The following is a 26892-nucleotide window of genomic DNA, read 5'->3' on the forward strand; positions in this document are numbered from 1 at the left end:
GGCTGTTCACTACAGTGCCTCACCGAATTCACGGGCCACGCGCAGCGCGCTGACCACGCCATCTTCGTGGAAGCCATTGGCCCAGTAGGCGCCGCAGAAATAGCTGTGGTTGGCACCGAGCAGCTCTTCCCAGCGCGCCTGCGCAGCCATGCCGGCCAGGCTGTATTGCGGGTGGGCGTAGGTGTAGCGCGCGAGGATCTTGTTCGGGTCGATGGCGGCGGTCTGGTTCAGGCTGACGCAGAAGGTGGTGTCGCTCTGAATACCCTGCAGGATATTCATGTCATAGGTGACGGCGGCAGCTTGGCTGCCCGGGCCGCCGAGGCGATAGTTCCAGCTGGCCCAGGCCCGTGGCCGTTGCGGCAGCAAGCGGGTGTCGGTGTGCAGCACCACATCATTGTCGGCATAGGGCAGCGCGCCGAGGATTTCCTTCTCGACCCGAGTGGGCTCGGCCAGCAGCGCCAGGGCCTGATCGCTGTGGCAGGCGAATATCACCTTGTCGAAGTGTTCACTGCCGGCGGCGCTGTGCAGGGTAACGCCCAGGGCATTGCGCTCGACCCGGGTCACTGCGCAGTTGAGGCGGATATGCTGCTTGAAGGATTCTGTCAGCGGTGCGACATAGCTGCTGGAACCGCCCTCGATCACACACCACTGCGGGCGGTCACTGACCGACAGCAGGCCGTGGTTCTTGAAGAAGCGCACGAAGAACTGCAGCGGAAAACCAAGCATGTCGTTCAGCGACATCGACCAGATCGCCGCACCCATGGGCACGATGTAATGCTGGATAAAGCGCTGGCTGTAGCCATTGGTCTGGAGGTAATCACCCAGGGTCATATCGTTGGCGATGCGCTGCTGGTTAAGGTCATTCAGCGCCTCGCGGTTGAAGCGCAGGATGTCGCGCACCATGCCCCAGAATTTTGCCGACACCAGGTTGCTGCGTTGGGCGAACAAGGTGTTGAGGTTGTGGCCGTTGTATTCCACGCCGCTTAGCGGATCGCTGACCGAGAAGCTCATCTCGGTGTCCTTGAAACCAACGCCGAGCTGGCTGAGCAGGCGGATAAAGTTCGGGTAGGTCCAATCGTTGAACACGATAAAACCGGTGTCCACGGCATAACGCTGACCATCGACCTGGACATCCACGGTATGGGTGTGTCCGCCGATCCAGTCGCTGGCCTCAAAGACCCTGATGTCGTGGCGACGGTTGAGCAGGTAGGCGCTGGTCAAACCGGCGATACCACTGCCGATAATGGAGATTTTCATGAGCGGTCCTTGGTCGTGGCTTCAGTGCGGGCCATACGGGCGCCAATGGCCACCTGCAAGCGCTTGGGCAGATGACCGAGCAGCTTGAGCATGGCGATAAAGGGGCCGGGGAAACTGATTTCAAACGGCTGCTGCTGCAAATGTTCGGCGATATAGCGAGCGGCTTTGTCCACCGGCCAGCGCATGGGCATGGGAAAGTCGTTTTTCTGCGTCAGTGGGGTGTCGACAAAGCCGGGGCTGACCAGGGTGACGGCAATGTTTTCGCCATGCAGGTCGATGCGCAGGGCTTCCAGCAGGTAGCGCATGGCGGCCTTGGAGGCGCCGTAGGCTTCGGCGCGCGGTAGCGGCATAAAGGTTACCGAGCTGCCGACGCCGACCAGGTGCGGACGATTGCCCAGACGCAGCAGGGGCAGGGCGGCTTCGATGCAGTAGCTGGCCGAGAGCAGGTTGGCACGCATCACCCGTTCGACCATGGCGGCCTCGAAGGCGCTGACCTCGACATATTCGCAGGTGCCAGCGTTGAGGATGGCGCAATCCAGCGCGCCCCAGACCTGGGTAATGTGCTCACCGATGGCACGTACCTGGGAGGCATCGCCGAGGTCGCCGGCGACCACCAGCACTTGCAGCGGGTAGCGTTTGGCCAGCGCCTGCAGCGGTTCAAGGCTGCGGGCGCTGAGGGCTAGGCGGTGACCCTGTTTGAGCAGTTGTTCGGCCAGGGCGGCGCCGATGCCACTGCTGGCGCCGGTGAGCCAGATACGCCGTGCGTTCGCGTTCATGCCAACCTCCGTTTCAGCCAGCGAATTGCCGAGCCGAGTAAGGGCAGGTGCTCGTAGAGCAGGTTGCCGGCGTCGAAATAGTCGCGGTGGCGATAGACCTTGTCGTGCCACAGCAGGTGCGAGCAGCCTTCCACGCGGATCAGCTGCCCGCCGGCCAGGCGCGGGTGGCGGTAACTCATGGTCCAGCGCAGGTAGCCTTCACCGTCGCGTACCTGATCAAAGCCGTAGAAGTCGAAGCGCAATTCGCTGACGTTGGCGTACATCTCGCCGAAGTAGCGCTGCATATTGGTCAGGCCACGTACTTCATGCAGCGGGTCGCAGAACAATGCATCGTCGCTGTAGAGCTGGCCCAGACGGTCGAGGTTGTCCTTGTTCAGCCCGGCAAAGCCCTGGGCAAACTGGCGCAGAAAGTCGCTCACAGGGCCTCCTCGCCGGCAAAGTGCGGCAGGCTCTTGAATGCGGCGAGGGCGCGTGTGCGGCTCTTGCTCAGGTCGACAATCGGCGTGGGGTAATCGGCAATGCCGAACAGCCCGCCGATGGCCGTCGGGTTATGGATATTGGTCTTGTTCAGGCCGACCAGCTCGGGCAGCCACTGGCGTATAAAACGCCCATACGGGTCGAATTTCTGCGACTGGCTCAGCGGGTTGAAAATGCGGAAGTACGGTGCCGAATCAGTGCCGGTAGACGAACTCCACTGCCAGCCGCCGTTGTTCGCCGCCAAGTCGCCATCGATCAGGTGACGCATAAAGAAACGCTCGCCTTCGCGCCAGTCGATCAGCAGATTTTTGGTCAGAAACATCGCCACAATCATGCGCAGGCGGTTGTGCATCCAGCCGGTGGCCAGTAGCTGGCGCATGGCCGCATCGACAATCGGGAAGCCGGTGCGGCCTTCCTGCCAGGCTTTCAGCTCCAGCGGCGCATCGCGCCAGGCCACGGCCTCGGTTTCCGCGCGGAAGGCGCGGTGCATCGAGACGCGGGGGTAGCCCACTAGGATGTGCTTGTAGAACTCACGCCAGAGCAGCTCGTTGATCCAGGTGATGACCCCGAGATTGCCGCTGTCGAACTCGCCCTGGTTGGCCTGCAAGGCCGCATGCAGGCACTGGCGCGGCGAGATCACCCCGGCGGCTAGGTAGGCGGAGAGCTGGCTGGTGCCGGGTTGCGCAGGAAAGTCGCGGGCGCTCTGGTAGAAGTCGATCTGCTGCGCGGCAAAATCATCCAGACGCCGCGCGGCCTCGGCTTCACCGGCTGGCCACAACTCACGCAGTTCTACAGCTGGCAAGGCGAAGCCTGTAACTTGTTCAGCAATGGCATCGCTTTGGATCGCCAGCGGCGCCTGTGCCTTGGGTGTGGTTATCAGAGCCGGCAGGGCAGTGTGCAGACGCTGATAGCAGACCTTGCGGAACTGGCTGTAGACCTGAAAGTAACCGCCGGATTTGGTCAGCACGCTGCCGGGTTTGAAGAACAGCTGATCCAGATGGCTGCGAAAATTTATCCCCAAACCATCAAGCGTTTTCGCTACGGCCTGGTCGCGACGGGTTTCATGCACGCCGTACTCTTCGTTGACCTGCACCGTGCCGATCTGCAGCTGCTGGCACAGTTCACCGATCACCTGCGGCGCGGCGCTCCAGTGATCGGCCTCCCTTACCAGCAGCGGCACATTGAGTTTGCCCAGCTCAGTGGCCAGCTCTTTGAGGTTGCGCAGCCAGAAATCGACCTTGCTCGGCGCATCATCGTGGTTCAGCCACTGGCCGGGGCTGAGCAGGTACAGCGCCACGGTCGGGCCGCTGCTCATGGCGGCGGTCAGGGCGCTGTTGTCCTGCGCGCGCAGGTCGGTACGAAACCAGATCAATTGCAGCATGTTATTTCCCATCAGCTATGCAGCAGGTTGAGGTCGGTAAGGTTATGCAGCGCGGCCAGCGGGTCAGCGGCCAGGCTCAGTTCGGTGTTCTGCGCGGTAATGGCGAGTAATTCTTCGGCGTGGATCTGCACCACCTGGCCGACCAGTAGGCAGGGGCAGTCATAACCGCCGAGCAGGCGCTGCAGGTGGGTGCTGTTCAGCGCCTGGCTGGAATACAGCAGCACTGCACGCGGCTGAATATGCTCGACCGCCAGGGCCAGTTCGGTCGGTGGCAGTGGCCAGTCGAAGACTTCCACCGGGCAGCCGGCGCTGCTCGCCAGCCAGGCGGTGAGCCACAGGCCGGGGGCCATCTGCAGGTCCGAGGCGTTGATCAGCAGCAGCGGCGCGCCGCTGCACTGGCGGTTGTTGTGGTACAGGCGCGCACCGAGCTTGCTGCGCAGCCAGGAGTAGAAGAACACCCGCTCGGCCTGGGCGCCGAACTGGTTGCGCCAGCGCAGCTCCAGATCACTCAGCAGCGGCAGCAGCAGTTGCTGGCACAGGGTATGCGGTGGGTAGAGCGCCAGTTCGCTGTTGAAACACTCATCCACACGCCGCTCGTTGAGGTTGCAGATGGCTTCCTGCAACTGCTGGCGCTTGCTTTCCCACTGTGAGCTGGCCTCGGCAAAGGCCGGCTGATTGGAGCGCAGCAGGCCCTTGACCTGGCTGACCGAGACGCCGCGATTAAGCCAGGTGAGAATCGCCTGGATGCGCAGCACATGCTCATCGGCATACAGGCGATGGCCCTTGGGCGTGCGGTGCGGCACGATCAGACCATAGCGGCGTTCCCAGGCGCGCAGGGTTACGGCATTGACCCCGGTGATGCGCGCTACATCACGGATCGGCATAAAGCCCTGGGCAATCGCCGCCTGGTAATCGTCGGCGGCGCCTGTACTGGTTGGCTCCAGGCTCATAGGGCGTTTCGCAGGCTGAGTTTTTCCGGGTGCGGCTGCAGGTAGACCTGCTGCGCAATATAGGTGTCCGGGTGACGGCGAAAGTGGTGTTTGAGTAAGGTCATGGGCACCACCAGCGGCACCACTCCATGACGGTACTGGCCGATCAGTTGCTGCATTTCCTGTTTTTCGTCACTGCTCAGCGCTTGCTTGAGGTAGCCGCTGAGGTGCTGCAAGACATTGCTGTGGGTGCGGCGGGTGGCGCAGCTTTTCAGCGCGCTCATCAGTTCGCTGAAATAACGCGGGGCCAGCTCGTTCAGATCGTTTTGGCCAAGGTTGCCGAGCATCCGCCCGAGCAGTTTGTATTGCAGCGGATTGGTAGCCATCAGCAGGTATTTGTAACGTGAGTGGAAGCCGATCAGGCTTTTGCGGGTCAGGCCGTCGCGCAGCAGCTGTTGCCACTCGGAATAGGCAAACACGCGGGTAATAAAGTTTTCGCGCAGGATCGGGTCGTTGAGGCGGCCGTCTTCTTCCACAGGCAGGTTGGGGTGCTTGGCGCAGAAGGCCTGGGCGAAGATGCCACGGCCAGGCTCGCTGGGCCGGCCGTTGTCCTGATAGACCTTGACCCGATGCAGGCCGCAGGACGGCGACTGCTGCATAAAGATATAGCCGCAGATATCCGTCAGCTCACCGGCCATGCGCTCGCCATAGGCAGCCAGGGGCTCGGTGACATCCACCTCGCGCCTGACCGTGCCCACGGCGCGCGGCGCTTGCGGGTCGCCAACCAGGCGGATCGGTTCACGCGGGATGCCCATGCCAATGGCCACTTCCGGGCACAGCGGGGCGAAGTCGAAATACTCGCTGAGGGTGCGGCTGCACAGGCGCGATTCCTTGTGGCCGCCGTTGTAGCGCACTTCGGAGCCCAGCAGGCAGGCACTGATGCCCAGTTTGGGTTTGCCGGTGGTGATGTTCGATGGGGTCATGGGCAACCTCTGATGACGACTTGTACAGATCTTGGTAGATGTACAACTTGAGTTCATCATAGGTTTATAATTGTACAAGTCAATATTTTTGTACAACTACTGTATGGTTTTGTGTGTGGGTCTGTTACTTCCAGCCCATGCGCCAGTGCTCGGGGTTTTCCAGTGCGCGCCAGTCCAGGCGTTGGCAGCGTTGGTTGAGTACAGCCTGCAACTCGATCTGCAGCACCGTACCGTCTTCGTCGCAGAACAGCTCGGTGACGAGGAAATGCTTCTCGCGATTTTTCGGTTGCGCTGCTGTCCATTTCGACAGCAGCAGTTTGCGCGGATTGAGTCGATGCTTGGCTGGTGCGTGGGCTTGAATGCTCATTGCAGGTGTTCGAGCAAGCGCCGCGCCGCTTCCTGGCCGCTAAGCCAAGCGCCTTCAACCCGACCGGACAGGCACCAGTCGCCACAGGCATAGATGCCCAGGTCGGCATCGGCCAGTACACCCCATTGGTGCGCGCTGGCGGGGCGGGCGTAGAGCCAGCGGTGCGCCAGACTGAAGGCCGGAGCGGGCACGGCGCAGCCGATCAGTTCGGCGAAGGCGCCGAGCAGGTGTTCGATCACCGCTTCCTTGGGCATGTCCAGGTGCTGCTTAGTCCACTGGCTGCTGGCATGCAGCACCCAGGTGTCGAGTTGGGTGTCGCGGCCCGGCTTGCTGCGGTTACGTGCCAGCCAGTCGAGCGGGCTGTCCTGCACAAAGCAGCCTTCGACGCGGGTTTCCAGCGGGTTGGCAAAGGCCAGGGCCACCGCCCAGGTTGCGTCCATGGCCACGCTGGCGGCGGCGCCAGCCAGTTTCGGCACGCTGGAGAGCAGTGCCGTGGCTTGCGGTGCCGGCGTGGCGACAATCACATGGCTGAACGGGCCGTGGTTATTGCCTTCGGCATCTTGCAGGTGCCAGTGCTGTTCACCGCGAAACACTTCGGTGATGCGGCAGGAGAAGCTCACCGGCAATGCACCGAGCATGGCGCGGGTGATCGCACTCATGCGCGGGCTGCCGACCCAGCGTACCTGTTCATCCGGCGAGGCGCTGAGCTGGCCGTTATTGAAGTTGTAGAGGCTGGGTGTCCATTCGGCGACCCAGCCACGAGCTTGCCACTGCTGCACCACCTCGACAAAGCGACGGTCGCGGGCGGTGAAGTATTGCGCACCAAGGTCCAGTGCGCCGGCATCGCTGCGCTTGCTGGCCATGCGGCCGCCACTGCCGCGGCTCTTGTCGAACAGTTGCACCGGGTGCCCGGCGGCATGCAGCGCCTGTGCGGCAGACAGCCCGGCGATGCCGGTGCCGATGATGGCGATGGGGTGTAGAGCGGTCATGGTCTACCTCGTGTTTTCAAGCGTTAGGCTACGCTTTAGACAAAAGCTATACAATATTGTTTTGATGTATAAGCTATGCCGGAGTCGATCCTGCCTTCCTATAGTTAAGACAACCTGCAGCCGGATTGAAGCCACAAACGGCATTAATCCGTCGATTGTTAGCAACTATGCAAAGGTCATGCGAGGGCGTTGTCATGCACATTCTTCTGACAGGCGGAACCGGTTTGATCGGGCGGGCGTTGTGCCGCCACTGGTTGCAGCAAGGTCACCAATTAACCGTGTGGAGCCGCAGGCCCGAGCAGGTCGCGGCCCTGTGTGGCGATGCGGTGCGTGGTATTGGCCGGCTCGATGAGCTGGGCGAAGAACCGCTGGATGCTGTGGTCAATCTGGCCGGCGCGCCGATTGCCGACCGGCCCTGGACGCGCAAGCGTAAAGCGTTGCTATGGGCCAGTCGGATTGGTCTGACCGAACAATTACTGGCCTGGCTGGAGAGCCGCGCGGATAAGCCGCAGATGCTTTTGTCCGGCTCGGCGGTAGGCTGGTATGGCGACGGTGGCGAGCGCGAGTTACATGAAGATTCGCCGCCGGTGAGTGAGGATTTCGCCGCGCAGCTGTGCGGCGCCTGGGAAGAAACTGCCCAGCGCGCCGAGGATTTTGGCATCCGCGTGGTATTGCTGCGCACCGGACTGGTGCTGGCCCGTGATGGCGGGCTGCTCAAGCGTCTGTTGCTGCCGTTCAAACTCGGGTTGGGCGGCCCGCTGGGCAATGGCCGGCAGTGGATGCCGTGGATTCATCTCAGTGATCAAATCGCTCTGATTGATTTTCTCCTGCAGCAGGACTCGGCGCGCGGTCCTTATAATGCCTGCGCGCCGACGCCTGAGCGTAACCGCGCCTTCAGCCAGGCCTTGGGCCGTGAGCTGCATCGGCCGGCCTTTATGCCGGCCCCGGCCTTTGCCCTGCGTATGCTGCTCGGCGAGCTGTCGGTGCTGCTGCTCGGTGGCCAGCGCGCGGTGCCGACGCGCTTGCAGGAGGCTGGTTTCAGTTTTCGTTTTACTCATTTGGATGTGGCTCTGGCGGACTTGCTGGGCCAACCAGATAGGGTCTGTTGACGTTTCGCTGCGGCCGCGCCGGAGCCCGTTTTTACGCGAGGCAAGGCACGAGTCACGAAGTTTGGTTGTTCCAAGTGAGTGACGAGAAACGCAGCATCGCGTAAAAACAGGCCCGGCCCTTCGGGTTGCGCGGCAAATTGTGCCAGGCGGCGTTGCGGGGCTTGGCAAGGGAACACCATTGTCGGCGCCCCGCGCCTTGCCTGGCGCAATTTGGCGCAGCAACGCGGCTCGCAGCGAAACGTTAACAGACCCTAGGACTTTGCATGACCGATCACGCCTTGCTGTTGGTAAACCTGGGCTCGCCGGCCTCCACTGACGTGGCCGATGTGCGCCGCTACCTCAACCAGTTTCTGATGGATTCCTATGTCGTCGATCTGCCCTGGCCGCTGCGGCGTCTGCTGGTTTCGCTGATTCTGATCAAGCGTCCGGCGGCGTCGGCGCATGCCTATGCCTCGATCTGGTGGGAGGAGGGCTCGCCGTTGGTGGTGCTGAGCAAGCGTCTGCATCAGGCGATGAAGGCGTCCTGGACCCACGGCCCGGTGGAGCTGGCCATGCGCTACGGCGAGCCGTCGCTGCAAACCGTGCTGACCCGCCTGGCCGCTCAGGGCATCAAACAGGTCACCCTGGCGCCGCTGTACCCGCAATTTGCTGACAGCACCACCACCACGGTGATCGAAGAGGCGCGGCGGGTGGTGCGTGAGCAGCAACTGCCAATCCGCTTTTCCATCCTGCCGCCGTTCTATGATCAGCCGGAATACCTGGATGCTCTGGTCGATAGCGCCAAGCCTTACCTGGAGCAGGATTTTGACCACCTGCTGCTGAGCTTTCACGGCCTGCCGGAACGCCACCTGCACAAGCTCGATCCCAGCAACCATTGCCTGAAAGGTGCCGATTGCTGCCGTAGCGCTTCGCCCGAGGTGCTCGCCAGCTGTTACCGTGCCCAGTGCCTGCGCAGCGCCGAGTTGTTCGCCGAGCGCATGGGGCTCAAGCCCGAGCAGTGGTCGGTGTCGTTCCAGTCGCGCCTGGGCCGGGCCAAGTGGATCGAGCCCTACACCGAGACGCGTCTCGACGAGCTGGCCAAGCAGGGCGTGAAGAAGTTGCTGGTGATGTGCCCGGCTTTTGTCGCCGATTGCATCGAAACCCTGGAGGAAATTGGCGACCGTGGCCGCGAGCAGTTTGTCGAAGCCGGCGGCGAGAGCCTGCAGCTGGTGCCGTGTCTGAATGATCATCCCAGCTGGGTGGCTGCCCTGAAAACCCTCAGCGAACGTGCGCCGCTGCAGCTTTAGGGAAATATGCTGTGACGGTTATTCGCCCAAAAGGATGCCGCGCATTCGCCTGACTGATAACACCTACGGGCGATACTCAGCGCCCTGCAACTCGGCCTAAGCTGGCAGCTCTTTCAACCGTCGTGCACCGCACCAACGGTGCCGAGGAGACTGCCAGTGCTCAACAACAATAACGGCTATCCCTCTTCCACCCGTGCCTGGGTGACTGTCGCCATCCTGATGGTGGCGTACGTGCTGTCGTTTATCGATCGGCAGATTCTCAACCTATTGGTTGGTCCGATCCGCCGTGACCTGATGATCAGTGATACGCAGATGAGCCTGCTGATGGGCCTGTCGTTTGCGCTGTTCTACACCGTCTGCGGTATTCCCCTGGGCCGTTTGGCCGATACCAAGAGCCGTCGTGGGCTGATCGCCATCGGCGTGCTGTTCTGGAGTGCGGCCACCGCTGCCTGCGGCATGGCCAAGCTGTACTGGCAATTTCTGCTCTGCCGTATCGGCGTCGGTGTCGGCGAGGCGGCGCTGTCACCTGCGGCCTATTCGCTGATTGCCGACAGCTTTCCGGCCGAGCGCCGTGCTACCGCGATCAGCGTGTATTCCATGGGGGTTTACCTCGGCTCAGGTCTGGCCTTTCTGCTCGGCGGTCTGGTGATTCAGTTTGCCTCGGCACAGGGCGATGTAGTGTTGCCGGTATTCGGTGAAGTACGCCCGTGGCAGCTGATCTTCCTGATTCTCGGCGCGGCCGGGGTGCTGTTTACCCTGCTGATGCTGGCGGTCAAGGAGCCAGTACGGCGCGGCGTGGGTGCCGGGGTGGCGGTGCCGCTGGCGGATGTCGGTCGCTATATCCGATCCAACCGGCGTACGGTGCTATGCCACAACTTCGGCTTTGCCGGCCTGGCGTTTGCCGGTTACGGCAGCGCGGCGTGGGTGCCGACTTTCTTTATCCGCACCTACGGCTGGGACGCCGGCCAGGTCGGCATCGTTTACGGCAGCATTGTGGCGGTGTTTGGCTGTCTGGGTATCGTCTTCGGTGGTCGTCTGGCCGACTGGATGGCCAAACGCGGCAGCAGCGACGCCAATATGCGTGTTGGTCTGTATGCCGCTTTCGGCGCCGTGCCGTGCGTGCTGGCCTTTCCGTTGATGGATAGCGCTGTATGGGCCGCTGTGCTGATGGCACCGACGGTGTTCTTCCTGAGCATGCCGTTCGGCGTGGCGCCGGCAGCAATCCAGGAGATCATGCCCAACTCGATGCGCGGCCAGGCGTCGGCCATCTACCTGTTCGTGATCACCCTGATTGGCTTGGGCATCGGCCCGACGGCGGTGGCCCTGGTGACCGATTACGTATTTGCCGATGACATGGCGCTGCGTTACTCGCTGCTTGTCGTCACCAGCATCGCCGTGTTCAGTTCGATTGTGCTGCTGAGCATGAGTCTCAAGCCTTACCGCGAGAGCGTGGTGCGCTTGCAGCAGTGGTCGGCCAATCCGGCCTGAGGCACGCAAGAATGAAAAAGCCCCGCACTTGCGGGGCTTTTTAGTGAGCGTGTTTTACAAATCCGGCTCTTCCAGCACGGTTTTGCTGCGCCAGCCTTGGCCACCCGGCAGCACCAGGTTGAGTACCAGGGCGCAGATGGCGCACAGCGAGATGCCGGACAGGGCAAAGTCGCTGTTGCCGATCACCATGCCGCCTATGCCGAACACCAGGGTCACCGAGACGATAATCAGGTTGCGTGCCTCGGACAGGTCGACCTGATGGCGGATCAGAGTGTTCAAACCGACCACCGCGATGGAGCCGAACAGCAGGCAGAGAATGCCGCCCATGACCGGTACGGGAATGCTCTGCAGCGCGGTGCCGAACTTGCCAACAAAGGCCAGGCCGATGGCGAAGCAGGCCGCCCAGGTCATGATCTTCGGGTTGTAGTTTTTGGTCAGCATCACCGCGCCGGTGACTTCCGCGTAGGTGGTGTTGGGCGGGCCGCCGAACAGGCCTGCTGCCGAGGTGGCCAGGCCGTCGCCGAGCAGGGTGCGGTGCAGGCCGGGCTTCTTGATAAAGTTCTTGCCGGTCACGCTGCCGATCGCCACTACGCCGCCGATGTGCTCGATGGCCGGTGCCAGCGCCACCGGGACGATGTACAGGATCGCGCCCCAATGCAGCTCCGGCGCTACGAATGCCGGAATCGCCAGCCAGGGTGCGGCGGCGATATTGCTGGTGTCGATGACTCCGCAGAACGCCGCGACGATGCAGCCAACAATGATCCCCGCAAGGATCGGCACCAGGCGCAGCAGGCCGCGGCCCATGGCGGCGACCAGTACGGTGGTGATCAACGCTGACATGGAAATCAGCATGGCGGTTTCATACGGCACCAACTGCGCGCTGCCATCGCCGGCCTTGCCCATGGCCATGTTCACCGCTACAGGCGACAGCGCCAGGCCGATGGAAATGATCACCGGCGCGATGACTACCGGCGGCAACAGGCGGTCGATAAAACCAGCGCCCTTAACCCGTACCACCGCGCTGAGCAGGATATACACCAGGCCCGAGGCGACGATGCCGCCGAGCACGGCCGGCAGGCCAAACTCGCCTTTGGCGGCGAGAATCGGTGCGATAAAGGCGAAGCTGGAGGCCAGGAATACCGGCACCTGACGTCCGGTTACCAGTTGGAACAGCAGGGTGCCGATACCGGCGGTGAACAGTGCCACGTTGGGGTCCATGCCGGTGATCAGCGGCATCAGCACCAGGGCGCCGAAGGCTACAAACAGCATCTGCGCGCCGGAAATGCCCTGGCGCCAGAGTGGATCGGTGTATTCGTCCTGCATGCTCAGGCGTCCTTCTGTTTGGTGCCGAAGATTTTGTCGCCGGCATCACCGAGGCCGGGAATGATGTAGCCGTGTTCGTTCAGGTGCTGGTCGATGGAGGCGGTGTAAATGGTCACGTCCGGGTGTGCGTCGTTGACCACCTTGATGCCTTCTGGCGCAGCCACCAGCACCATGGCGCGGATTTCCTTGCAGCCGGCTTTCTTCAGCAGGTCGATGGTGGCGACCATCGAGCCGCCGGTGGCGAGCATCGGGTCGATGATCATCGCCAGGCGCTCGTCGATTTCCGGCACCAGTTTTTCCAAGTAGGTGTGCGCTTGCAGGGTTTCCTCGTTGCGCGCCACGCCCACGGCGCTGACCTTGGCGCCTGGGATCAGGCTGAGCACGCCTTCGAGCATGCCGATGCCGGCGCGCAGGATCGGTACCACGGTAATTTTCTTGCCGGAGATTTTTTCCACCTTTACGGTGCCGCACCAGCCTTCTATCTCGCAGTCTTCCAACGGCAGATCCTTGGTCGCCTCGTAAGTCAGCAGCGCGCCGACTTCCTGGGCCAGTTCACGAAAATTCTTCGTGCTGATATCGGCGCGGCGCATCAGGCCGAGTTTGTGGCGGATCAGCGGGTGGCGGATCTCGAGGATGGGCATGGCGGGGTCTCCGGCAGGACGGGCGAAAAATTGCGTTAGATTAAAGCATTGGCTATGCCAAGTGCTGGGCCAAGATGGCCTAATGTCGCTAAATAGCGGCTAACGTGTCGCCGCTTGCGGGCAATTGCCGCAGTTGGTCTGCCGGGGCTTGCTCTGCATGGCGCAGATGCGTACCTTTGCCGGCTTTTATTTTGACGCATCGATCAGCTTTCTGGTCTGACCGTCCCGCTCCCAAGAGGAAACAGCATGTCCGTCGATCTCGCGCATATCCGCCAAGTCATGGCCGAAGCCGATTGCCTGCACAGCAATGCCGAGGTTGAGGTGGCCATCGACACCATGGCGGCCGCCATCAACAGCGAGATGGCCGACAGCAACCCTGTGGTGTTCTGCGTGATGAACGGCGGGCTGATCTTCTCCGGCAAGCTGCTGCCCAAGCTCAACTTCCCGCTGGAGTTGTCCTACCTGCACGCTACCCGCTACCGCAATGAAACCAGCGGCGGCGAGCTGTTCTGGAAGGCCAAACCGGAAATCTCCTTTATTGACCGCGACGTGCTGATCATCGACGACATCCTCGATGAAGGGCACACCCTCGGTGCAATCATCGACTTTTTCCGTCACGCCGGCGCCAAGAACGTGCGCATTGCCGTGTTGGTAGACAAAACCCACGACCGCAAAGCACGCCCGGACCTGAAAGCCGATTACGTCGGCATGTCCTGCGTTGACCGCTATGTGTTTGGCTATGGCATGGATTACAAAGGCTACTGGCGTAATGCGCCGGGTATCTACGCGGTTAAAGGGCTGTAAGCGCTGTTACGGCAGGGTGGATAAGCTGCGCGTTATCCACCCTACGGTGCTGATTCCCCATCGGTCTTGGGCGCTAGCCAGCGCAACGCTTTCTCTCTGGCTTGGGCCAGATCGCGTACATAAGCCAACTCACCTTCAATGCGCACGATGCCGGCGCGGCGCAATTGCAGGCGCACCTGTGGCGTGGGCCCGCTGAGTACCAGGGCGACGTGCTGCTCGCGGTAGTCGCGCAGCACATTGTCCAGTGCGGCGATGGCGGTCATATCCAGCAGCGGCACGGCGCTGATATCGACGATCACCACCTTCACCCCTGGGGTAAAGCGCCTGAGCACGCTGAGGGCTTTTTCCGCTGCGCCGAAGAACAGCGGCCCGCGAATGGCATAGGCCAGCACGTGTTCGGGCAGGTCACTCAGCGCCTGGTGGAAGTGCTTGGGCAGCGCTTCGGTATCGGTCAGGTCGCTCATGCGTTTGATAAACAACCCGGCTGCCAGCAGCAGGCCGACGCCCACCGCCAGCACCATATCGAACAGCACGGTGAGAATCAGGCAGGTCAGCAGCACCAGCACATCACTGCGTGGCGCGATACGCAGGGTATGTTGCACGTGCCGCGGCTCGCTCATGTTCCACGCCACTACCAGTAGCAAAGCCGCCAGTGCGGCCATCGGCAGGTAGCTGAACAGAGGCGCGAGAAACAAAATGGCGATCAGCACCACGCCGGCGTGGGTCATTGCGGCCAGTGGCGAGTAAGCTCCGGCGCGCACGTTGGCGGCACTGCGGGCAATTGCGGCGGTGGCGGTGATCCCGCCGAACAGCGGCGCAACCAGATTACCGATGCCCTGGCCGATCAACTCGCCATTGGGGTCGTGCTTGCTGCCGGTCATGCCATCGGCAACCACGGCGCACAGCAGCGACTCGATGGCCCCGAGCATGGCGATGGCAAAGGCCGGGGCCAGCAGTTGGCGAAACAACTCGAAGCTCACCACCAGTGGCTGGCCATCGGCACCCGGTAAGTGCCAGGGCCAGATAAAGCTCGGCAGAAACGGCGGAATACCCGGGTGCTCAACGCCATCCAGGCTGTAGCTGAAGCGTTCGCCAAGGGTCGCCACGGGAATCTGCAGGCTTTCCAGCAGTAGCCCGAGCAGCGCGCCGATCGTCAGTGCCACCAGATGCCCCGGTATTTTTGGCACCCAGCGCGGCCAGATCAGCAATACCGCAAGGCAGACCAATGCCATCAGGCTGTCGCCCAGTTGCAAGCTGGGCAGGGCCTGTATAAGGCCGTTGAGTTGTTCGATGTAGTTGTTCGGCTGGCTGCTGAGCTGCAGGCCGAACAGGTCCTTGATCTGCAGGGTGGCGATGACGATGCCGATACCGGCGGTAAAACCCAGCGTGACTGGATAGGGGATAAATTCGATCAGCCGCCCGGCGCGCATCAGTCCGAGGGTTATCAGAATTGCACCCGCCATCAGGGTGCACAGCAGCAGTCCGCCGAGGCCGAATTGCTGGGTGACCGGCAACAGAATCACCACAAAGGCGGCGGTCGGCCCGGAGACGTTGAAACGTGAGCCGCCAAACAGGGCGATCAGCGTACCGGCCACCAGCACCGTATACAGACCGTGCTGCGGCGCCACTCCGACGGCAATCGCCAGGGCCATGGCCAGCGGAATGGCGATAATGCCCACCGTTAAACCGGCGCTCAGGTCGCTGCGCAGGTTTTTCCAGCCGTAGCCGGCGCGCAAAGTCTGGCGCCAGGCGGAGAACAGCGGCGGTAAGGGCAGCGACATAATGACTCCCAACTCAATAGGCGCAGTATAAGGGGCGGCCCCGGCGTGCAGTGTTGACCTAAGTCGGCTGTGCGCCAGCCTCAGCGCGTGTTAAACCGTGTGGTTGTCCGGCATCCGTTGAGCCGTTACCCGCCCCGGAGGTACACTGCCGGCCCCGTGTGGCCTGGTTAGCTGGAGTGAGTGATGCGTAAAGACAAGAAACAGGTGATTGGCGAAGAGATTGGTGACGAGCCGATCAAGCTGTTCCTCGGCGTAGAACCGGCCGATGCCACGCCGCCGTCGCTGCACAAGCTGGTCAAGGCCTACCGTGGCCTGCGTATCGACGACTTCGAGCGCTTTGTTGGCTTCTTCGTTGCCGCCGGCTACGACCTGAATGCCAAGGATGCCCAGGGCAATGACTTTATCGCGCTGATCCAGGATCAACGCTTTGCTGAACCCTACATCGACGTAATCAAAGCCGCTCGCGGCTGACGTCGAGTCAGCGCGTACAGCGCTGATTAAGGCTCACGCCTGCCCACAAAGCCGCGACCTGTTCGCGGCTTTGTCGTGTCTAAAACCCGCGCTACTTCTTGCCAATAATCACGCAAATCAATAGTGCTGGGCGAGGCGAGACGACCGGTCATATTCTTGCCGGCATGAACTCCAGCATTCGACTCGACAAGCGTGACCTGATCCTCGCCAAAGGCGCCGAGGTGATGACCCGTCGTGGTTATCACGGCGCCGGTGTGCAGGAAATCGTCCAGGCGGCGGGGGTGCCGAAAGGCTCCTTTTATCACTACTTCGCCAGCAAGGAAGACTTTGCCTTGCAGGCCTTGCAGCGGGTCTATCAGCCGCGCCTGGCGCGTTATGCCGAAGCCCTGAGCAACCCAGCGTTGAGCCCGCGCGAACGCATCCTCGGTTACTACGCCGAGCTGGTGGAACACTTCGCGCGCCAGGAGCGCCTGGAATACCACTGCTTTATTGGCAGCCTGAGCTTCGAGATGGCCGAGCTGTCGCCGGCTCTGGGCGTGCAGGTTGATGCAATTCTGCAAACCTCGGCGGACATTCTGCAGGCCTGTCTGGAACAGGCGCAGGCCGCAGGCGAGCTGGCAGCCGATGAAGATTGCCGCAACCTGGCGAGCTTTATCGCCAATGCCTGGCAAGGCGCGCTGACCCGGCTCAAGGTGGCCAACAACACCCGCGCCCTGACTGACTTTATCCACCGTTTGCAGCTGTTGTTGCAGGCTTCCCCCGTTTAACCAGTTGCGCTGCTCCAAGCGCCCCGAGGAATGATGATGACCGATCCCGTTAAAGCACTGTTCCAACCCTTTAGCCTGGGCAACCTGGAGCTGCCGACCCGTGTGGTCATGGCGCCGATGACCCGTTCCTTCTCCCCAGGCGGCGTACCGAATAGCAAGGTCATCGAGTACTACCGTCGCCGCGCGGCTGCCGGCGTTGGCCTGATCGTTACCGAAGGCACCACCGTCGGTCACAAGGCCTCCAACGGTTACCCGAATGTGCCGCGTTTCTACGGTGAAGATGCTCTGGCCGGTTGGAAGAAAGTGGTCGAAGCGGTACACGCCGAAGGCGGCAAGATCGTTCCGCAACTGTGGCACGTGGGCAATGTGCGCAAGCTGGGCACCGAGCCGGACGCCAGCGTCCCAGGCTACGGCCCGAGCGAAAAGATTAAAGAGGGCAATGTGGTTGTGCACGGCATGACCCAGGACGATATCAAGGACGTGATCGCCGCCTTCGCCCAAGCCGCCAAGGATGCCAAGGCCATCGGCATGGACGGCGTGGAAATCCACGGCGCCCACGGTTACCTGATCGACCAGTTCTTCTGGGCTGGCAGCAATCAGCGCACCGATGAATACGGCGGTGACCTGGCGCAGCGTTCGCGCTTTGCCAACGAGCTGATCCAGGCCGTGCGTGCTGCCGTAGGGCCGGATTTCCCGATCATCTTCCGCTTCTCGCAGTGGAAGCAGCAGGACTACACCGCCCGCCTGGTGCAGACCCCGGAAGAGCTGGGAGCATTCCTCAAGCCGCTGAGCGACGCCGGCGTGGACATCTTCCACTGCTCGACCCGTCGTTTCTGGGAGCCGGAGTTCGACGGCTCCGAGCTGAACCTGGCCGGCTGGACGCGCAAGCTCACCGGCAAGCCGACCATCACCGTCGGCAGCGTCGGCCTGGACGGCGAGTTCCTGCAATTTATGGTCAACACCGACAAAGTGGCCCAGCCGGCCAGCCTGGAAAACCTGCTGGAACGTCTGAGCAAGCAGGAGTTCGACCTGGTGGCTGTAGGCCGCGCGCTGCTGGTCGACCCGGATTGGGCGGTAAAAGTACGCGATGGCCGCGAGCAGGATATTCTGCCGTTCAGCCGTGAGGCGTTGACCAGCCTGGTCTAAGAACCTATCTCGAATCTGCTGCGCGTCGGCGATACGGCGTTAAAAACAGACTCGGAATGCCGCTTGCGGCTAACGCGCTTCAGCGCGACCCGAAGGGCGAGTGAAACGAGTAATGCTCATGTACAGCTCGTACACTCCGCTTCCTCGCCGCGTTTTGACCAGCCGGAGGCTGTTACTACGTAGCGCCTTGTCTCGCTCTAGCTCGCGAGATCCGAAACAGATTCTAGATACCCGTTTTATCGTGTGCGCCGCAAAAACGGCGCAACACTCCTCAAGCCCCGGCACATCGGGGCTTTTTTTCGTCCGCAGGGGGCATGGGTAGGTTGGGTTGAGGAGCAACGCGACGAAGCCCAACGAGACATGCAGCGGCCTGTCTCGTTGGGCTTCGCTGCGCTCAACACCAACCTACGGCTTATCGCCTCACAACTCGCAATGGCTACATAGCTTTTTCGTCCGGTATCGGCCGCTTGTGTCGATTGATATCCGGCGCTCTGCAGGCAAGCTGTGCCTCGTTGGCTAGTATTGCCAGTGCGCCGTCATCAGGTATCGACCATGAAGCGTGCTGTGCAGATATCCGTATCCGTTGTCCTGTTGGTGCTGATCAGCCTGGCCGCTGCAGTCGCCTGGAACTGGGCGCCGGATCGCCCCGTGGCGGACCTCAAGCCGCGCTGGGCTTTGCCACCGTCGCAGTTTGTCGCGGTTGACGGCATGCTGGTGCACCTGCGCGATCAGGGCCCACGCGATGACCCCACGCCGATCGTGTTGCTGCACGGCACCTCGGCTAGCCTGCACACCTGGGAAGGCTGGGTGGCAGCGTTGCAGGCCAAACGTCGGGTGATCAGTCTTGATTTGCCGGGCTTTGGCTTGACCGGGCCATTCCCCGATGGCGATTACCGCATGGCCCACTACAGCGCCTTTCTCGGCCATGTGCTGGATCAGTTGCAGGTGCCGCGTGCGGTGGTGGCGGGCAACAGTTTTGGCGGGCAACTGGCCTGGCAATTTGCCCTGGACTATCCGCAGCGTGTTGAACGGCTGGTGCTGGTGGATGCCGCCGGTTATCCGCGCAACGCCACCTCCATGCCCATCGGTTTTCGTCTGGCGCAGATTCCCGCGCTAGCGCCACTGATGGCCAATCTGCTGCCCCGGCAGATGATCGAGGCAAGCATCCGCAACGTCTACGGCGATCCGGACAAGGTCAGCGATGAGCTGATCGACCGCTACTACGAGCTGACCCTGCGCGCCGGCAATCGTGAAGCCTTGCGTCAGCGCTTTATCCAGGCCGAAGCGGGGCAGAGCTACACGCGTATCGCCGAACTCAAGGTGCCGACGCTGATTATCTGGGGTGGTCGCGATGAGTTGATTCCACCGGTTAATGCCGAGCGCTTCAAGCGCGATATCAAGGGCAGCCGTCTGGTGCTGTTCGACGACCTGGGCCATGTGCCCCAAGAAGAGGAGCCGGCACGCACCGTGGCGGTGCTGATGGGCTTTCTAGAGGGCTAGTCGGGGTCTACCGCAGCTTTTTCCTGCGCACTAAGCTGCTGATATTTCGAGAGAGATTGGCCGCGTAAAAGAGCTGGCGTGCTTTGTGCTAACGCTGTCAGCGCTGGTTGGCTTTGCGCCATCTTGGTCTAGGCTCTCGGAATAACAATTATTCGGCAGGTGCAGTATGCCCAAGGCCATCAGGCTGTTTGTGCACGCAGTGGAGGCGCTCAACCGCGTTGTCGGGCGCTTCGCCATGTACCTGATCTTCGCCATTCTCGGCGTGCTGCTCTATTCCTCAATCACTAAAACCTTCTTTATGCCCGCCGCCTGGACGCTGGAGTCGGCGCAGTTTCTGATGGTCGCCTACTTCCTGCTTGGTGGCGCCTATTCCATGCAGCTCGATGCCCATGTGCGTATGGACCTGTTCTACAGCCGCTGGTCGCCACGGGCCCGCGCGATCATCGATGCGATCACCATCGGCTTTCTGATTTTCTACCTGGTGTTCCTGCTCTACGGCGGTATTTCTTCGACCCAGTACGCCCTTGAGTACAGCGAAACCAGCTACTCGGCCTGGTCGCCCCCCATGGCGCCGATCAAGATCATCATGTGCATCGGCATCGCCCTGATGCTGCTGCAGGCCATTGCCACCCTGTTCAAGGACATCGCCGCCGCGCGGGGGGAACCGCTGTAATGGATTACGAGTTGATAGCCGTGCTGATGTTCTCCTCGATGATGTTGCTGCTGCTTACCGGCAAGCGGGTATTTGGCGCGATCGGTTTTGTCGCGGTGGTGGCGGCGCTGCTGTTGTGGGGCGACGGCGGTTCGGAAATGGCCTTCAGCGCGGCCATGAAATTGATGAAGTGGTACCCGCTGCTGACTCTGCCGTTGTTCGTATTTATGGGCTACATGCTCTCCGAATCGGGGCTGGCCGAAGACCTCTACAAGATGTTCCACGTCTGGATGGGGCCGCTCAATGGTGGCCTGGCTATCGGCACCATCGGCCTGATGGTGGCGATCTCAGCGATGAATGGCCTCAGCGTGGCGGGCATGGCCATCGGTGCGAGCATTGCTTTGCCGGAGCTGTTGCGTCGTGGCTACGACAAGATCATGGTCACCGGGGTGATTCAGGCCGGCAGCTCCCTCGGTATTCTGATTCCACCCAGTGTGGTGCTGGTGCTGTACGGCATGATTGCCCGCCAGCCGGTCGGCCAGCTGTGGCTGGCTGGGGTGTTTCCCGGTCTGCTGATGGCGGCGCTGTTTATCCTCTATATCGCCGTGCGTTGCCGTTTGCAGCCAGAACTGGGGCCGGCCTTATCTGCAGAGGAGCGCGGGCAGATCAGCCGGCGCGAGAAGCTGTTGCTGCTCAAGGCTGGGGTTGCGCCGCTGTTTATTTTTTTCTGCATGACCGGCCTGTTTCTGATGGGCATCACCAGCCTGGTGGAAAGCTCGGCGGTGGGCGCAGCGGCAGCCACCCTGATGGCGTTGATCAAAGGCCGTTTGACCCGCAGTGTGATGGAAGAAACCCTGCGCAAGACGCTCGGCATCAGCTGCATGTTTATGTGGATCATCCTCGCCGCCTTGTGCTTCGGCGCGGTGTTTGACGGCCTCGGCGCGGTCAAGGCAATCGAGGCGTTCTTTCTCGAAAGCCTTGGTCTTGGGCCCTGGCAGGTGCTGATCCTGATGCAGCTGTCGTTCATCCTCATGGGCATGTTCCTCGATGACACCGCCATGCTGGTGATCGTCGCCCCTTTGTATATTCCGCTGGTCGGTGCTCTGGGCTTCGATCTGGTCTGGTATGGCGTGCTCTACACCATCACCTGCCAGATCGCCTATATGACCCCGCCCTTCGGCTACAACCTGTTCCTGATGCGCGCCATGGCTCCGCCGGAAGTCTCGTTGCGCGACATCTATGTGTCGGTTACCCCATTCGTGCTGATCATGGTCCTGGCGCTGGTGCTGGTCATGGTTTTCCCGCAGATCGCCCTGTGGCTGCCGCAGTGGCATTACGGCAGGTGAGCACATGAATTTCAGCTGTAGGCCAGCGCAGTCGTACCGATAAAGCCAGTGAGGATTGCTGCGGCGTAGCGCCGCTTATGCCGTACGCAATCCTCAAGGGCTTTTGAGTCATCAGGTGCAGGTTGCCCCTCTGAAAACCCTGCCAGTGCCCCGTGGGCCAGGCAGTGCGGTTGTATGCCATCTGAATCGACAAGCCTGGAGATAACAGCATGAGTACGAGACGCAGTTTTCTGAAAACCGCCGCGGTGGCCACCGGGGCAGCAGGGGCAACGGCATTGGGTTCGGCGCATATCTATGCCGCCGAGCCGAAGAAAATCGTCTGGCGCCTGCAGACCTATGCCGGTGCCGCCTTGGGCGAACATGTGATCAAACCCTCCATCGATGCCTTCAACAAGGCCGCCAATGGCGAGATGGAAATCCAGCTGTATTACGCCGACCAGCTGGTGCCCACCGGCGAGCTGTTCCGCGCCATGCAGAAGGGCACCATCGATGCCGTACAGAGCGATGACGACTCCATTGCCGCGCCCGTGGATATCTCTGTGTTCGGTGGTTACTTCCCCTTTGCCACCCGTTACAGCCTGGACATTCCTGTGCTGTTCAACCAGTACGGGCTCAATGAAATCTGGGCCGAGGCCTATGGCGAAGTCAAAGGTGTGACCTGGCTCGGCGCTGGCGCCTGGGACCCGTGCCACTTCGCCACGGTGGAGCCGATCACCAAGCTTGAGCAGCTCAAGGGCAAGCGCATTTTTACCTTTCCTACGGCTGGCAAGTTCCTTACCCGTTTCGGCGTGATTCCGGTAACCCTGCCCTGGGAAGATGTCGAGGTGGCCATGCAGACCGGCGAGCTGGACGGCATCGCCTGGTCCGGTATCACCGAGGACTACACCGTCGGTTGGGCCAACGTGACCAAGTACTTCCTCACCAACAATATCTCCGGTGCCTGGTGCGGCTCCTACTTCGCCAACTCGGACAAATGGAACGAAGTGCCCGAGCACCTGAAAACCCTGTTTAAACTGTGCATGGACAGCTCTAACTACTACCGTCAGCACTGGTACTGGGGTGGTGAAGCGCAGCTGCGGGTCGAGGGTGGCAAGCTACAACTGACCTCCATTCCGGCCGAGGAGTGGGCCACGGTGGAAGCCGAGGCGCTGAAGTTCTGGGATGAAATCGCCAAAACCAGCCCACGTTGCGCGCGGGTGGTGGAGATCTTCAAGAAGTACAACGCACTCATGGCCAAGGCCGGCGCGCCCTATCGCGGCTAGCACCTGGGGTCGCTACACCTCACGCCCGCAGCGCAAGATGCGGGCGTGTTTTTTTGCGCGGCGGGCAGGCGGCTCTGTCAGTGCGCGTAGCGATTCTGTAGAGCCAGGAAGCGGCCATCCTGCTGCACGCGCTGTAAAGCCGCTCGCCAGCGCGCGATGTCCTGCTCCGGCATGCTGCGTGACAGGGCGATAAAGCCTTCATCACGGCCCAGCTGCACGGCGCTTGGGCGTACCTTGTTGGCCGCGACTCCTGCCTCGCGCAGCCTCTGCGCCAGCCCTGAGTCCGCCGAGGCAACCAGCGCGATCCGGCCTGCTGCGAGCATGCCGAAGCAGGTGCTGTAAGCGTTGTTGCGCTTTAGCTGCGAGAACCCCATAGCTGTCAGGCGTTCGTCATGGGAGCTGCCGTTGAGCACGCACACTGGCAAGCTCTTGGCGTCGCGCAGACTCTGGATGCCGGTGGGGTGCAGGGTGTTTTCGTAGAGCCAGTCTGTCTCTTCCCAGATGGGCCCGACCCAGTGCGCCAGCGGCAGGCGCTCCGGAGTTTTGCCAAGGTTGAAGAGCACCACATCGTCACGCTGTTGCAGTTGCGCCAGACCACGCGCCAAGGGCACTTCCTGGATTGGCAGCGGCTCGGCCATATCGGCCAGCAGCTCGCGCACCAGCTCAAGAAAGAACGCCCGCTTGCCGGCATGTTCGCGTCCGCGTAACTGGCCGTCGATCAGCACGGCTTGGCTATCCAGGCTGTGGGTATAGATCAGCCAGTCACGCGCCAGGCAGGTTGTAGGCGCGAGCCAGGTAGCTAGTGCCAGTACCAGGGCGGCGGTAATTGCTGCGCGATGCCGAGTCTGGCCGGGCGCTGGCAGGGTGCGGGGCATCGGGTTCAAACAGTCTCCGGTATGGCTTCTGGCGGCCACTTGGCGCATGCAGTCAGGTGTTCGGCGGGTGATGATCTGTGCTTTTACAGCAGAGCAGTACCTGCCGTCACCTGTGATGCAACGCTTGCCGCTTGTTTTGCTTAATTGCCCAGCCAACTTGGCAAACCTGTACCACACTGATGAAGCTTTTTGCCGGGTGTTCTAACAGGCGTGGGTAGTGTCAGGGCGCGTTGTGTGGTGATTGTGGGGATGCGCTTGAGATGCTGTTGTTGCCTGCAGGATTGACACCGGAAGTCAGCCATAACAACAAGAGACAGGTGCATTTATGCTCAATCCGCGAGACGTGAAAACCGTTCAGGATGCCAAGCGCATTGTCGAAGAGCGTGGCCTTAGCCATATCAAGGTCGGGGTGTTCGATAACGATGGGGTGATGCGTGGCAAATACCTCAGCCGCAGCAAGTTCTTCTCTGCTCTCGACAGCGGCTTTGCCTTCTGCGATGTGGTGCTCGGCTGGGACGTGAAGGACCAGCTCTACGACAACGCCCAGTACACCGGTTGGCACACCGGTTACCCCGATGCCCCGGTGCGCGTGCTGCCACATACCTGCCGCGATTTACCCTTTGAAAACGGCATGCTGCTATTTATCTGCGAGTTTGCCGAGGCGGCCGAGAAGGTCTGCCCGCGCGGCACCCTGCGCCGGGTGGTCGAGCGCAGCAAGGCTATGGGCTTTGATGCGTTCGCGGCGCTGGAATACGAGTTCTTCATGTTCGATGAAACCCCGGAGTCGGCCCGCGAGAAAGGCTTTCGCAACCTCAAGCCCTTCACCCCGGACTGGTTCGGCTACTCGATGATTCGCAACTCGGTACACGCCGAGCTGTACCACGAGATCCTCGAAATGGCCGAGCGCATGGACTTTCCCATCGAAGGCCTGCACACCGAAACCGGCCCCGGCGTGCTCGAAGCCGCCATCGCCTATGACCGCGCCGAAGACGCCGCCGACAAGGGCGCGCTGTTCAAGACCTTTATGAAGGTGCTGGCCCAGCGCAACGGCCTGATGGCCACCTTTATGGCCAAGTGGTCGGGCAAATATCCGGGGCAGAGCGGGCATATCCATGTATCCCTGCGCGATCTCGCCAGCGGCAAATCGGCGTTCTATGACCCGAGCCAGGCGCACAATATGAGCAAGATTCAGCGCCACTTCCTTGCCGGCCAGCAGCGCCTGATGCCGGAATTTCTGTGCATGGTGGCGCCAACGCTGAACAGCTATCGGCGGCTGATCCCTGGGTTCTGGGCGCCCACCGATGCCACCTGGGGCGTGGAAAACCGCACCGCTGCGCTGCGCGTCATTCCCGGCAGTGACAAGTCCCAGCGTCAGGAATATCGCCTCGGCGCCGCCGACGGCAATCCGTTTCTGGCCCTCTCGGTGGCGCTTGGCTCTGGCCTGTACGGGGTGATGCAGCAGTGGGAGCCAACCGAGCCGGTGGTGGGTAACGCCTACGCCATGAAGCACCCGGAAGAGCTGGCCCTGCCGCGCACCCTGTGGGATGCGGCGCAACGGCTGAAGGCTTCGATGGCAGCGCGGGAGCTGTTTGGCGACGAGTTTGTCGAGCACTTTGCCGCCAGCCGCGAGTGGGAAGAGCGCGAATACCGCCGGCATGTCAGCGACTGGGAACTGGATCGCTACTTCGAAATCATCTGATGCCCTGCTTTGCCGCAGGTGCCAATAGACACAGGGGCTAGAGGCGCTGGGTAGGGTGGATGACGCTGTTTTCATCCACCAGCGTATAGGTGGATGGGTAAAGCGCCATCCACCCTACGAGGTCCAGGCCTGTAGATATACAGCAGACCTACCTGTTGTTCGCGACAGGATTTTAAGGTGCAAGCAATGAGCAAACTGCAATGCATTTCCCCCATCGATGGCTCGATGTATGTCGAGCGCCATCTGGCTTCCAACCCTGAAATTCAGGCGGCTTTGGCCAAGGCCGAGTTGGCGCAGCAGGCCTGGAAGACCACTCCGCTGGCCGAGCGCATCGCCATCGGCCGCAAGGCGATTGCTGCCTTCGCCGCCAAGGAAACTCAGCTGGCTGAAGAGCTGTGCTGGATGATGGGTCGGCCGATCCGCTATGCCGCAGGCGAGGTGCGCGGCTTTGTCGAGCGTGCCAGCTATATGGCAGATATCGCCGAGCAGGCGCTGGCGGATATCCAGGTGCCGGAAAAGCCCGGGTTTATTCGCTTTATCCGCCGTGAACCGCTGGGCGTGGCGCTGGTGATCGCGCCGTGGAACTACCCCTACCTGACGGCGGTGAACGCGGTGATGCCGGCGCTGCTGGCCGGTAATGCGGTGCTGCTCAAGCACTCGGCGCAAACCCCGCTGTGCGCCGAACGCATGGTCGAAGCCTTCAGCGAGGCCGGCTTGCCGGACGGAGTGTTCCAGTACCTGCACCTGAGTCACGGTGAAACCGAGGCGCTGATCCAGGCGCCAACCATCGCCCACGTCGCCTTCACCGGTTCAGTGCCCGGCGGCACCATGGTTGAGCGGGTGGCGGTGGGACGCTTTCTCAGCATCGGCCTGGAACTGGGCGGCAAGGACCCGGCCTATGTGCGCGCCGACGCCGACCTGGCCCACGCGGTGGAAACCACAATAGACGGCGCGTTCTTCAACTCCGGGCAATCCTGCTGCGGTATCGAGCGCATCTATGTGCACGAATCGCTGTATGACACCTTCGTCGAGCAGGCGGTGGCGCTGGTCAAACAATACAAGCTAGGTCGTTCCGATGACCCGGACACCACCCTTGGCCCACTGGTGCGTGCCGAGGCGGCGGATTTCGTCCGTGGGCAGATCCACGAGGCCATCGCGCAGGGCGCCACCGCGCACTTGGTGCCGGCCGACTTTGCCCTGGACCATCCCGGCTCGCAGTACCTGGCGCCGCAGGTGCTGACCAATGTGCACCACGGCATGCGGGTGATGACCGAAGAATCCTTCGGCCCCGTGGTGGGCATCCAGAAGGTCAAGGATGACGAAGAAGCCCTGGCTCTGATGAACGACAGCGAGTTTGGCCTGACGGCGGCGATTTTCAGCCGTGACGTCGATGCCGCCATGGCCCTGGCCGAGCGGGTGGAGGCGGGCACGGTGTTTCTTAACCGCTGCGACTACCTCGACCCGGCGCTGGCCTGGACCGGGGTGAAGAACTCCGGACGCGGCTGCACCCTGTCCAGCGTCGGCTTCGAGCACGTCACCCGGCCGAAATCCTTCCATTTCAAGACCCAGCTGTGAGGCGCGCC

Annotated in this window: 25 protein-coding genes; 13 read left to right on the top strand and 12 right to left on the bottom strand. The window is 61.7% G+C overall.

Features of this window, described 5'->3' with window-relative positions:
- Positions 1-9 precede the first annotated feature (9 nt).
- From ACIN8IBEIGE_RS03610 to ACIN8IBEIGE_RS03645, 8 genes are all read right to left on the bottom strand, one after another.
- Positions 10-1257 (bottom strand): NAD(P)/FAD-dependent oxidoreductase, encoded by a 1248-nt coding sequence (locus ACIN8IBEIGE_RS03610; RefSeq protein WP_160013457.1) that lies wholly within the window; start codon positions 1255-1257, stop codon positions 10-12.
- A complete protein-coding gene (locus ACIN8IBEIGE_RS03615) occupies positions 1254-2033 on the bottom strand; it encodes an SDR family oxidoreductase (protein ID WP_160013458.1) in 780 nt (259 codons plus the stop codon). Before ACIN8IBEIGE_RS03615 ends, ACIN8IBEIGE_RS03610 begins: the two co-directional genes overlap by 4 nt.
- Entirely contained in the window at positions 2030-2452 is a 423-nt protein-coding gene (locus tag ACIN8IBEIGE_RS03620) for a nuclear transport factor 2 family protein (protein ID WP_090375640.1), read from the bottom strand. The genes ACIN8IBEIGE_RS03615 and ACIN8IBEIGE_RS03620 overlap by 4 nt, the downstream gene beginning before the upstream one ends.
- Positions 2449-3888, bottom strand: a complete 1440-nt coding sequence (gene phrB / locus ACIN8IBEIGE_RS03625; protein ID WP_160016297.1) for a deoxyribodipyrimidine photo-lyase — start codon at positions 3886-3888, stop codon at positions 2449-2451. Before phrB ends, ACIN8IBEIGE_RS03620 begins: the two co-directional genes overlap by 4 nt.
- A 14-nt stretch (positions 3889-3902) precedes the next feature.
- Positions 3903-4841, bottom strand: coding sequence for a MerR family transcriptional regulator (locus ACIN8IBEIGE_RS03630; protein ID WP_160013459.1), 939 nt, complete (start codon positions 4839-4841; stop codon positions 3903-3905).
- The gene (locus tag ACIN8IBEIGE_RS03635; RefSeq protein WP_160013460.1) at positions 4838-5803 is read right to left on the bottom strand and encodes a DUF523 and DUF1722 domain-containing protein; all 966 of its coding nucleotides are present in this window, start codon (positions 5801-5803) and stop codon (positions 4838-4840) included. The genes ACIN8IBEIGE_RS03630 and ACIN8IBEIGE_RS03635 overlap by 4 nt, the downstream gene beginning before the upstream one ends.
- A gap of 124 nt (positions 5804-5927) precedes the next feature.
- The gene (locus tag ACIN8IBEIGE_RS03640) at positions 5928-6170 is read right to left on the bottom strand and encodes a TIGR02450 family Trp-rich protein (protein WP_160013461.1); all 243 of its coding nucleotides are present in this window, start codon (positions 6168-6170) and stop codon (positions 5928-5930) included.
- Positions 6167-7159 (bottom strand): NAD(P)/FAD-dependent oxidoreductase, encoded by a 993-nt coding sequence (locus ACIN8IBEIGE_RS03645; protein ID WP_160013462.1) that lies wholly within the window; start codon positions 7157-7159, stop codon positions 6167-6169. The genes ACIN8IBEIGE_RS03640 and ACIN8IBEIGE_RS03645 overlap by 4 nt, the downstream gene beginning before the upstream one ends.
- A 194-nt stretch (positions 7160-7353) precedes the next feature.
- Here ACIN8IBEIGE_RS03645 and ACIN8IBEIGE_RS03650 point away from each other — a divergent pair, with 194 nt between their 5' ends.
- The 3 genes from ACIN8IBEIGE_RS03650 to ACIN8IBEIGE_RS03660 all read left to right on the top strand — a co-directional run bounded on the left by ACIN8IBEIGE_RS03650 (position 7354) and on the right by ACIN8IBEIGE_RS03660 (position 11042).
- Entirely contained in the window at positions 7354-8268 is a 915-nt protein-coding gene (locus tag ACIN8IBEIGE_RS03650; RefSeq protein ID WP_160013463.1) for a TIGR01777 family oxidoreductase, read from the top strand.
- A gap of 263 nt (positions 8269-8531) precedes the next feature.
- Positions 8532-9554, top strand: coding sequence for a ferrochelatase (gene hemH / locus ACIN8IBEIGE_RS03655; protein WP_160013464.1), 1023 nt, complete (start codon positions 8532-8534; stop codon positions 9552-9554).
- Between the two features lie 156 nt (positions 9555-9710).
- The gene (locus ACIN8IBEIGE_RS03660; RefSeq protein WP_160013465.1) at positions 9711-11042 is read left to right on the top strand and encodes an MFS transporter; all 1332 of its coding nucleotides are present in this window, start codon (positions 9711-9713) and stop codon (positions 11040-11042) included.
- Between the two features lie 54 nt (positions 11043-11096).
- On the opposite strand, the gene ACIN8IBEIGE_RS03665 is transcribed toward ACIN8IBEIGE_RS03660, so the two are convergent.
- Both ACIN8IBEIGE_RS03665 and upp read right to left on the bottom strand, forming a co-directional pair.
- On the bottom strand, positions 11097-12365 hold the full coding sequence (locus ACIN8IBEIGE_RS03665) for a uracil-xanthine permease family protein (RefSeq protein ID WP_160013466.1): 1269 nt from the start codon (positions 12363-12365) through the stop codon (positions 11097-11099).
- A 2-nt stretch (positions 12366-12367) separates the two neighbouring features.
- On the bottom strand, positions 12368-13006 hold the full coding sequence (gene upp, locus ACIN8IBEIGE_RS03670; RefSeq protein ID WP_160013467.1) for a uracil phosphoribosyltransferase: 639 nt from the start codon (positions 13004-13006) through the stop codon (positions 12368-12370).
- 246 nt (positions 13007-13252) lie between these two features.
- On the opposite strand from upp, the gene ACIN8IBEIGE_RS03675 reads away from it, so the two are divergent.
- Complete coding sequence (locus ACIN8IBEIGE_RS03675; RefSeq protein ID WP_160013468.1) at positions 13253-13810, top strand: hypoxanthine-guanine phosphoribosyltransferase; 558 nt, start codon at positions 13253-13255, stop codon at positions 13808-13810.
- Between the two features lie 41 nt (positions 13811-13851).
- On the opposite strand, the gene dauA is transcribed toward ACIN8IBEIGE_RS03675, so the two are convergent.
- A complete protein-coding gene (dauA, locus tag ACIN8IBEIGE_RS03680) occupies positions 13852-15591 on the bottom strand; it encodes a C4-dicarboxylic acid transporter DauA (RefSeq protein ID WP_256665027.1) in 1740 nt (579 codons plus the stop codon).
- A gap of 183 nt (positions 15592-15774) precedes the next feature.
- Between dauA and ACIN8IBEIGE_RS03685 the strand changes: the two genes are divergently transcribed.
- The 7 genes from ACIN8IBEIGE_RS03685 to ACIN8IBEIGE_RS03715 all read left to right on the top strand — a co-directional run bounded on the left by ACIN8IBEIGE_RS03685 (position 15775) and on the right by ACIN8IBEIGE_RS03715 (position 22735).
- Positions 15775-16062 carry a PA4642 family protein gene (locus ACIN8IBEIGE_RS03685; protein WP_160013469.1) on the top strand — a complete coding sequence of 96 codons (288 nt, stop codon included), beginning with the start codon at positions 15775-15777 and terminating at the stop codon, positions 16060-16062.
- A gap of 164 nt (positions 16063-16226) precedes the next feature.
- The gene (locus tag ACIN8IBEIGE_RS03690) at positions 16227-16829 is read left to right on the top strand and encodes a TetR/AcrR family transcriptional regulator (RefSeq protein WP_178124322.1); all 603 of its coding nucleotides are present in this window, start codon (positions 16227-16229) and stop codon (positions 16827-16829) included.
- Between the two features lie 36 nt (positions 16830-16865).
- Entirely contained in the window at positions 16866-17975 is a 1110-nt protein-coding gene (locus tag ACIN8IBEIGE_RS03695; protein ID WP_160013470.1) for an NADH:flavin oxidoreductase, read from the top strand.
- A 552-nt stretch (positions 17976-18527) separates the two neighbouring features.
- A complete protein-coding gene (locus tag ACIN8IBEIGE_RS03700) occupies positions 18528-19475 on the top strand; it encodes an alpha/beta fold hydrolase (RefSeq protein WP_160013471.1) in 948 nt (315 codons plus the stop codon).
- A 166-nt stretch (positions 19476-19641) separates the two neighbouring features.
- On the top strand, positions 19642-20148 hold the full coding sequence (locus ACIN8IBEIGE_RS03705) for a TRAP transporter small permease subunit (RefSeq protein WP_160013472.1): 507 nt from the start codon (positions 19642-19644) through the stop codon (positions 20146-20148).
- Positions 20148-21473, top strand: coding sequence for a TRAP transporter large permease subunit (locus ACIN8IBEIGE_RS03710; RefSeq protein WP_160013473.1), 1326 nt, complete (start codon positions 20148-20150; stop codon positions 21471-21473). Before ACIN8IBEIGE_RS03705 ends, ACIN8IBEIGE_RS03710 begins: the two co-directional genes overlap by 1 nt.
- 209 nt (positions 21474-21682) lie before the next feature.
- Positions 21683-22735, top strand: coding sequence for a TRAP transporter substrate-binding protein (locus ACIN8IBEIGE_RS03715; RefSeq protein ID WP_160013474.1), 1053 nt, complete (start codon positions 21683-21685; stop codon positions 22733-22735).
- A 77-nt stretch (positions 22736-22812) separates the two neighbouring features.
- Here the strand turns inward: ACIN8IBEIGE_RS03715 and ACIN8IBEIGE_RS03720 are convergent, their stop codons facing one another.
- Entirely contained in the window at positions 22813-23619 is an 807-nt protein-coding gene (locus tag ACIN8IBEIGE_RS03720; RefSeq protein WP_160013475.1) for an ABC transporter substrate-binding protein, read from the bottom strand.
- A gap of 316 nt (positions 23620-23935) precedes the next feature.
- Here ACIN8IBEIGE_RS03720 and ACIN8IBEIGE_RS03725 point away from each other — a divergent pair, with 316 nt between their 5' ends.
- Both ACIN8IBEIGE_RS03725 and ACIN8IBEIGE_RS03730 read left to right on the top strand, forming a co-directional pair.
- Positions 23936-25309: a glutamine synthetase family protein gene (locus ACIN8IBEIGE_RS03725; RefSeq protein ID WP_160013476.1), complete on the top strand. Its 1374-nt coding sequence runs from the start codon at positions 23936-23938 to the stop codon at positions 25307-25309.
- A 186-nt stretch (positions 25310-25495) separates the two neighbouring features.
- Entirely contained in the window at positions 25496-26884 is a 1389-nt protein-coding gene (locus tag ACIN8IBEIGE_RS03730; protein ID WP_160013477.1) for an aldehyde dehydrogenase family protein, read from the top strand.
- Positions 26885-26892: the final 8 nt, after the last annotated feature.

The organism is Pseudomonas sp. 8BK, from assembly GCF_902506475.1.
GTDB lineage: Bacteria > Pseudomonadota > Gammaproteobacteria > Pseudomonadales > Pseudomonadaceae > Aquipseudomonas > Aquipseudomonas anguilliseptica.